Annotated in this window: 6 protein-coding genes and 1 pseudogene; 5 read left to right on the top strand and 2 right to left on the bottom strand. The window is 58.5% G+C overall.

Going from position 1 to position 7,334, the window contains the following annotated elements; translation table 11 throughout:
* Positions 1 to 1,503, bottom strand: a 1,503-nt coding sequence (locus NW837_RS11715) for a glycoside hydrolase (protein WP_414331700.1), incomplete at its 3' end; no start/stop codon positions are given.
* Between the two features lie 155 nt (positions 1,504 to 1,658).
* Here NW837_RS11715 and NW837_RS11710 point away from each other — a divergent pair.
* The 5 genes and pseudogenes from NW837_RS11710 (at position 1,659) to NW837_RS11690 (ending at position 5,351) form a co-directional block, all read left to right on the top strand.
* Entirely contained in the window at positions 1,659 to 2,177 is a 519-nt protein-coding gene (locus NW837_RS11710) for an HNH endonuclease (protein ID WP_414331697.1), read from the top strand.
* 1,132 nt (positions 2,178 to 3,309) lie between these two features.
* Positions 3,310 to 3,528, top strand: coding sequence for a hypothetical protein (locus tag NW837_RS11705; RefSeq protein WP_414331694.1), 219 nt, complete (start codon positions 3,310 to 3,312; stop codon positions 3,526 to 3,528).
* A gap of 43 nt (positions 3,529 to 3,571) precedes the next feature.
* Positions 3,572 to 4,852: an MDR family MFS transporter gene (locus NW837_RS11700; RefSeq protein WP_414331691.1), complete on the top strand. Its 1,281-nt coding sequence runs from the start codon at positions 3,572 to 3,574 to the stop codon at positions 4,850 to 4,852.
* Between the two features lie 61 nt (positions 4,853 to 4,913).
* Positions 4,914 to 5,102 (top strand): annotated as a pseudogene (locus NW837_RS11695) (hypothetical protein); the annotation flags it as partial.
* Positions 5,103 to 5,123: 21 nt separating this feature from the next.
* On the top strand, positions 5,124 to 5,351 hold the full coding sequence (locus NW837_RS11690; RefSeq protein ID WP_414331703.1) for a YccF domain-containing protein: 228 nt from the start codon (positions 5,124 to 5,126) through the stop codon (positions 5,349 to 5,351).
* Positions 5,352 to 5,498: 147 nt separating this feature from the next.
* On the opposite strand, the gene NW837_RS11685 is transcribed toward NW837_RS11690, so the two are convergent.
* The coding region (locus NW837_RS11685) for a transglycosylase domain-containing protein (protein ID WP_414331689.1) at positions 5,499 to 7,334 on the bottom strand (1,836 nt) is incomplete at its 5' end.

Here is a 7,334-nt window from a genome sequence, read left to right as displayed (position 1 = left end):
GGAGTGGCCTGCCCCAAACCACCAGAACCAATCGGATCCCTCGGCGGCCCAGAGGGCTTCCCAGGCTTGGGGATTGGCGCGGGGATGATCCTGAATCACCTGACGGGCTTGGGCCAGAAGCTCCCAAGCGCGGTTTTTGACGGGATCCCCAATCCAGGTGGTGAAGTCCGCCTCGATCCAGGAGCCACTGTGCAGCTGCTCTGCCGGCAAAAACTCAGTGGGAGGAAACTGATCCAGAAACTCGGAGACCGTCACCAAGCGCAGCGCCGGGTGCTGGCTGAGGCGGGTATAGAGGTTTTCCAAGAAGGGCCGGCCATCTTGGGGGTAGTACTCCCAGCAGTTTTCCCCATCCAGAGCGATGGTCACCAGCCAGGGCTGCTCCTGGGGCAGGCGGTTGCGGATGCTCTCCAGATGGCCGATGAGATCTTTGGCGGCAGCATCGGCGGGCATGGCGCTGTAGCTGAAGCCGATCAAATCCGAAAGGCGGTGATCCCGAAAGACAATCGCCAAATCCCCCCGCTCGGTTTCCAGGCGGTAGGGGCGGTAGAGCTTCTCCGGCTCCAGAATGTGGCCCTGCCCATCGCGATGAAAAGGCTGGCCCAGGCTCCACCCCAAAACCCCTTCGTCGGAGATGATCCAATCAAAGCCCTGTTCTTGCACAATCGGCACAATGGCAGGGCTTACGGATTGCTCGGAAGGCCACAGGCCCCGCGGCTCGCGGCCAAAGCGCTCCCGATAGATCTGCTTAGCCCGCTCCAGTTGGGTGTGGACATCCTGCTCCCAGTGAAAGGGGTAGCGAGGTAAGGGCAACCCTGGGCGGGCCACCCGTGCCGAGCGCTCGCTCACCAACAGGGGCAAGATGGGGTGGGTATAGGGGCTGGTGGTCAGCTCCAGTTGGCCGTTGCTCTGCAGTTTGGCGTGTTGGGGCAAGATGGCGCCGAGGATCTGTTGTTGCTTGGCGTAGATCCGCTGCCGATCCGCCAGGGTAAAACCGGATCCCATTTTGATCCAGCCCTCAATCTCAGGATCCTCCTGAAAGAGAGGATCAAACCAAGACAGGTTGTGCCAGGCCAGCAAATCCCCGAAGTCCTGCGGAGTCCAGTACTGCAGACACCAGTTCACCCCCTGAGATTCCCGTTGGTTGTAGAGCTGCCGGTAACGGGGGTAGGGCTCGATCATGGTGGGGTAGTGGCTGTCGAAAAAACGCTCGACCACAAAGCGCAGTTGATCGGGGCCGAGCTTTTCGACAGGGGATAGGGTCAGTTCCAGGTAAGGATCAAAAGCCGAGCCGGCCACATACTCTTCGATCTGTAGAATCAGGGAGGGCACCAGGTTAATCGTTTGGTGCAAGCGGGGATAGCGCTCCAGCAGCAAGACCAAGTCCAGGTAATCTTTGATCCCGTGTAGGCGCACCCAAGGCATGCGATATTTACCCGCCACCGGACTTTTGTAGAGGGGTTGGTGTTGGTGCCAAACCAGGGCGACGTGCAGCGGGTAGGTCATGGGCGGTACCGGATCCAACCATCACCCGGATACTAGCCCATCTGTCTGGCTGGCGATCGTAAGAAACTCTTGAATGTCTGAGCGCTGCCGGTGGGGAAAAGCTTGCCATTCGCAAGATTCCTCAGGAGAATGGCGGCAAAAGGAAGAGCTGAGCCATGACTGCCGCTACCCACCTTCTGGAACAGTCGATCGTTGTCTTTTCCCAAAACTATTTGCCCATCAGCCGGGTCAATATCAAGCGGGCAATCGTGCTGCTGCTAACAGGCAAAGCCGAACCGCTCTCGATGATGCATGTGCCGGTGTGGAAGGTGCGCTCCCCCAGCCAGGTCATTGAAGTGCCCGAACATATTCGCCTGACCATCAAGGGCAAAGAGCGCGCTTGGCGCGTGCCCCCTGTGAATCGGCGGGAGGTTTTGCGGCGGGATCACCACACCTGCCAGTATTGTGGCAGCACCCACAATCTGACCTTGGATCATGTCGTGCCCCTCTCCAAAGGGGGATCCCACAGTTGGGACAATGTGGTGACGGCTTGCGAACGCTGCAATCAACGCAAGGGCAACCGCACCCCTGAAGAAGCCAACATGCCCCTGCGCAGCAAACCCCGTGCCCCTCTCCACCCGACGGTGGCTTTTGCGGAGCAGTTCTGGCGCGAACACCAAAGTCGGCAAGAGTGACATCCTCCCGGCGCTCATCCTATGGACAGAGCGCGGGCCACCCTTCCCGTCAGCAGGACGGAGTCCTTACCTCGCGGTCGGGCATTCCTGCCCCACGCCACTTGTCTGGGTCTACAACCCCCGACAGAACAACTGGACAGGCGGTTCCCCTTCCCCAGCCTCCCCCCTAGGCACTGCCAGCTCGCAAAACAACCTCTAATCCACCCAGCACAGTTCCCAAGGCTGAGGCTGAGTCCCGATGCACCCGGTACCGGCATTCAGGGCACTGAGGCCCCCCGACAGCCCAGCTGTTGCTAACCATCCCCCAGCACTTGCAACCGATTTGGCCGCTTCCTTTGGGGTCAACCTTGGCAAAGTCCACCCCACCCTTCCAGCAAACCCACTCCAGGAGGCAGAGAATCTATCCCCAGGCAGCCTCGACGCAATCCTTGGGCAACATCCCCCTTGCCCAGCCCTTGGCCTTGAGGTCTTCCACAAAGAAAAGATAGAGAGGGTCTGCCCTCGGTCTCAACGCCAATGGGCCCTCTGGAAATGAAACTCTTGGCAACCATTGGCAATGCCCCGCTGCATCCTGGCAACCTGCAGTGGTGCTCTCTTCCAGTGGCAAGACCCCTGCTGTTTTCTCGCCCCCCTGGGTTGCAGCCTTCTCAGCTGGCCTTGCAGGGCTTTGAAGCCCTTGGGCCGTTCCCAAAAGCGCCCTCTGAAGTCGTCAGGAATTGCTCCAAAACCAGGTCAATCCCCGTCGTCCGCCCGTGAGCTGGTTTGTTGGGAGGCATCTGGATAAGCCCAGTACTTGTAGGTTACCGCCAGCATAAGTAGGCTTTACTACAGATTTCGCTCAGGGGTATGGCGGGGATCCATGTATCCCAGTGCTCACCCTGCGGCTAGAGCATGGGACCTATTGCCCCCGCACCCCCGTTAGTTAAAATTGTTGGTACTAGAACTGTAAGGCACAGCTTCTTCTAGCTTTGTCCAGGTTTGCGGCTGAGCTACAGGTGCTCTGTTGTGGGCAAAGGGAACTTGCGCCTCGGCTGCAGCAAGCAAGATGGGGGTTGGCTTCCTGCTCAGCAGGTTTTGGGAAAGGTTGAAGGTTGTAAGTTGGCTCAGAAGAGGACTGGGTGTTTTGGGGCAGATGAAAAGTAGCTTAGTGCAGCTCGATTATCGAGTTTATAAGTTGGCGCGGCTGTTGAGCGAATATTTGGAGTTGGGGAAATGGGTTGCCCTGTCTGCTGGCTCGCTGGGTGAAGAGCCTTCTGGCAACGAACATCAAGCCTGGCTGCACAAATTTTCAGTTTACTTGTCAGAGCAGGCTCCTTGCCCTGGCCTCAAGGATCGGGATCCCGTAGGCTAGGTAGGCCCTCCCCTGCTGCACTCAACATCCTGCTGCACCCAACATGCGGATCCCTTCTTGGTGGCCGAAGCTCAGTTTTCAGGTTTGGCTAATCTTTGTCGGTCGGCTGCTTTCCCAAACCGGAACCGGCTTTACCCTGTTTTATGCCACCCTCTTTTTTGTCAATCAGGTAGGGCTGACCGCCACCCAAGTGGGCTTGGGGCTGGGCATTATGGCTTTTGCCGGGGTGTTTGGCCGCATCCTGGGCGGCTCGATGGCCGATGGAGCTTGGGGGCGCCGCTCCACTTTGATCCTCTCCCTGGCCATTTCCAGCTTGGGGTCGTTTGGGTTTGCGCTCTCCTATGACTTCTGGAGTTTTGCCCTGGCCAATATGGCTGCAGGCTTGGGGCAGGGGTTGTACTGGCCGCCTGCGGAAGCGATTGTAGCAGATCTAACCACTCGTGAGCAGCGCAACGAAGCCTACGCTCTCAACCGTCTAGGGGATAACCTGGGCCTCAGCCTTGGGGTGGCTATGGCCAGCACGCTGGTGGCTCTGACGGGGGCCTATCGGCTCTTGTTTGTAATCGACGGTGTCACTTTTCTAATCTTTCTGGCAGTACTTTGGTTTTTTATCCGGGAAACTCGGGCGACTTGTCCGGCAGCAGAGCCTGTGTTGGCAGGTTGGAAAACCGCCCTTAGAGATCGCTCCCTTTTGGTGTTTGGCCTGTCGAATATCCTGTTCACCACCTATGTGGCCCAGCTCAGCAGCAGCATGCCCCTTTACTTCCGCAATGGGGTAGGGATCCCAGAGGTGCAAATCGGCATTTTGTTTGCCTTGCATGGGGCCTTGATCGCTCTGCTGCAGATGCCGGTGGCCCGTTGGTTGAATCGCCGGACGCGCATCCAAGGGTTGCAGGGATCCGCCCTGATGTGGGGGGTGGGATTTCTTTTGGTTTGGCTTAGCGGTCTGGCGGCGGAATTGGGGGCTCCGGCCCCGGCGGTGGCAGTCTTGGCGCTGGCGGTGCTCTCTTTGGCGTTGGTGAGCTACAACCCCTCTGCCTCTGCTTTGGTGGCGGATTTGGCGCCGGATCACTTGCGGGGGGTGTATCTGTCGGTCAACTCCCTCTGCTGGGCGGCGGGGTTTGCTCTTGGCCCAATGATTGGGGGGATGGCCTTGGACTTGCCGCAACCGTGGGCAAGCGGGTTGTGGATCTTTTGGGTGATCACCGTCAGTTGGGTTTGGGGGATCCTCCGCTTTCTGAACCGCATTCTGCCCTGCAAGGTGAATAGGGCCGCAGTGCCTCCGGTGATGGAGCCCGCTCCCCTCGGTGACGCAGAACGCTAGAGCCCAGGAAAGAAGCAGATTTTGGGATCCCAGTCTTGGCCAACAGCTGGTTAGAGTATGGATGTCGAACAGGAAGGCTAGTTCTGCTCTTGTACCCTGCAATTTGGTCTCAACGGTGGAGGATCTGAATCATGAGCTTGATTGGCAACATCATCTGGCTAATCTTCGGGGGTTTGCTGACAGGTTTGGGCTACATCTTAGAGGACTGAGCCTTTGCCTGACAATCATCGGCATTCCCTTTGGCTGGCAGAGCATCAAACTGGGGTTTGCAGTGCTTGCCCCCTTCGGAAAGGAAGTGGTGGAGTATTCCGATGCCAACAGCCCGCTGCTGCTGATCTTTAACGTCATCTGGCTATTGCTGTTTGGCTGGCCGTTGGTGCTTAACCATCTCTTCTGGGCTGTGATTCTGGCAATCACCATTGTTGGGATCCCCTTTGCCAAACAACACATGAAGTTAATTATTTTGTCGTTGTTGCCCTTTGGCCGAGATCTGCGCTGAGAAAGTGGGTGAACCTAGATTGTGGGTTTATTGAGGGGTACGGCCAAACTGGTTATTAGGCATTTCTCACTTGGGATGCAGGAGAGTTTTCTGTCGGGTTGTCAGGATTTGGGGTTGCCAATTGCCAAGGCTGCTCTCGGAGTTGCTCTATTGAACCATCGTCAAACTATTGGTAATGACTTGCCTCGTGTAATTTCCCCAAGTTTGAGCGGCTATGCTGCTGCTTCCTCGTGTTGGGCTAGAGTCATCATTGCCCAGCCAAATGCCGGTCACCAGGGGAGGGTTGGGCGTGTAGCCGATAAAGAGCAGATCCTTGTTGGCGGTGGTGGTGCCAGTTTTACCGGCTTCTCCAATGCCGAGCCGGGCAGCAGTGCCGGTGCCGGAGCTGATCACCCCTTGCAGTACGGCTGTCATCTGTTGGGCGACGGTTTCTGGCAGGACAAGTCGCTGAGAACGGGGATCCTCCCGACCAGGGTAAATCTCACGGCAGGTGCGAAAGTCGTTGGGGTTGGCGCAATCGCTGCTATCCAAGATGCGGCGGATGGTGTGGGGCCTTGACCAAAGGCCACGATTGGCAAAAGGAGTGAAGGCTGCTGTCAACTCCAGCAAGTTCACCTCCATGGTGCCAATCACCATAGAAGGATAGGGTTGCAATGGCGATTGGATGCCCATTTGCCGGGCCGTCGCCACCACTTGCTCTAGACCGACTTGTTGGGCCAACCGCAGGGCAATCACGTTTTCGGAGAGGATCAGGCCGCGGGCCAAATCCATAGGGGCCGATCCCGAGCGACAGCCGCGAAAGGTGAGGTTGCCCCAGGTGAGGGGCTCGCACGACAACACTTGGGAGAGAGGGATCCCCTGGGTGAGGGCAGCCGCATAGGTGAACACTTTGAAGGTGGAGCCCGGCTGCCTTTGAGCTTGGGTAGCCCGGTTGAAGGGGCTGGCGTTGTAGTCGATCCCGCCCACCAAAGCCAGCACTTCGCCGTTGCGGCTGTCGAGACTGACCAAAGCGCCTTGGCTGAAGCCCAAGCGGGATCCCGACTCGCGCACCGTTTGGGCCAGGACTTGCTCTGCCAAACGCTGGTAGGGCAGATGCACCGTGGTTTCGATGATGAAGTTGCCCTCTGCCGAGAGGTCTTGGCCCAAAAGCTGCCGCAGCTCCTGGAAGACGGCACTGTAAAAGTAGGGAGCAACTGTCATGGTTTGGGAGCGCAAATGGGGGTTGAGGGTGAGGCGACTGCGCCGGGCCCGCCGAATCTCCTCTTCGGGGAAGACTTTCAGCTCGCTCAGGCGATCCAACACCCGATCCCGGCCTCGAACGGCGGCATCATAGTTGGCGACAGGGTTAAAGGCATTGGGCGCGGGCAAAATGGCCGCCAGAGTCGCAGCTTCGGAAAGGCTGAGCTGGCGGCTTGGGATCCCGAAATAGAACTGGGCGGCAGTCTCAAAGCCGTAGATGCCGTTGCCCAGGTAAACATTGTTGAGGTAGAGAGCGAGGATTTCGTCTTTGCTGTAGCGCTGTTCCAGCTTCAGGGCGGCGACGGCCTCCCGCAGCTTGCGCCCGAAGGTGTTGCCGGAGCCGGTGTAGTCCCGCAGCACGGTGCGGGCCAGTTGTTGGCTGATGGAGCTGCCCCCCTGCTGCACTTCCCCCGAGCGCAGGTTCACCCAAAAGGCGCGGGCAATGCCCAGCAGATCCACCCCAAAGTGGGAGTAAAAGCGGTGATCTTCGGCGGCGACCACCACCTTGGGCAGAATTGGGCCAAAAGCTTCTAGGTTGGGCAGCTCCCGGTAGGTGTCCCCCTGATGGCGGCGCAGCTCCGTCTGCTGATCCCCGGCCAGGACGATCAGGGGGTTGCGATCTGCGGAGAGGGGTGGCTCCACTGAGAACTTGCTCCACTCATGGCCGATCCAAATCCTCGCCCCCAGCCCCAAGACCACCATCAGGATGAGGCAGCCACGCACCCCATACACCTGTGGTGGGGG

This window comes from Synechococcus sp. R6-10 (genome assembly GCF_047461815.1).
In the GTDB taxonomy this organism is placed as follows: Bacteria; Cyanobacteriota; Cyanobacteriia; order Thermostichales; family Thermostichaceae; genus Thermostichus.
This window is presented reverse-complemented; position numbering and strand designations above follow the sequence as displayed.

Excerpts from the sequence above, each read along its gene's own strand:
- NW837_RS11710 (WP_414331697.1), top strand. The coding sequence starts at position 1,659 with ATGACTGCCGCTACCCACCTTCTGGAACAGTCGATCGTTGTCTTTTCC.
- NW837_RS11705 (WP_414331694.1), top strand. The coding sequence starts at position 3,310 with ATGAAAAGTAGCTTAGTGCAGCTCGATTATCGAGTTTATAAGTTGGCG.
- NW837_RS11700 (WP_414331691.1), top strand. The coding sequence starts at position 3,572 with ATGCGGATCCCTTCTTGGTGGCCGAAGCTCAGTTTTCAGGTTTGGCTA.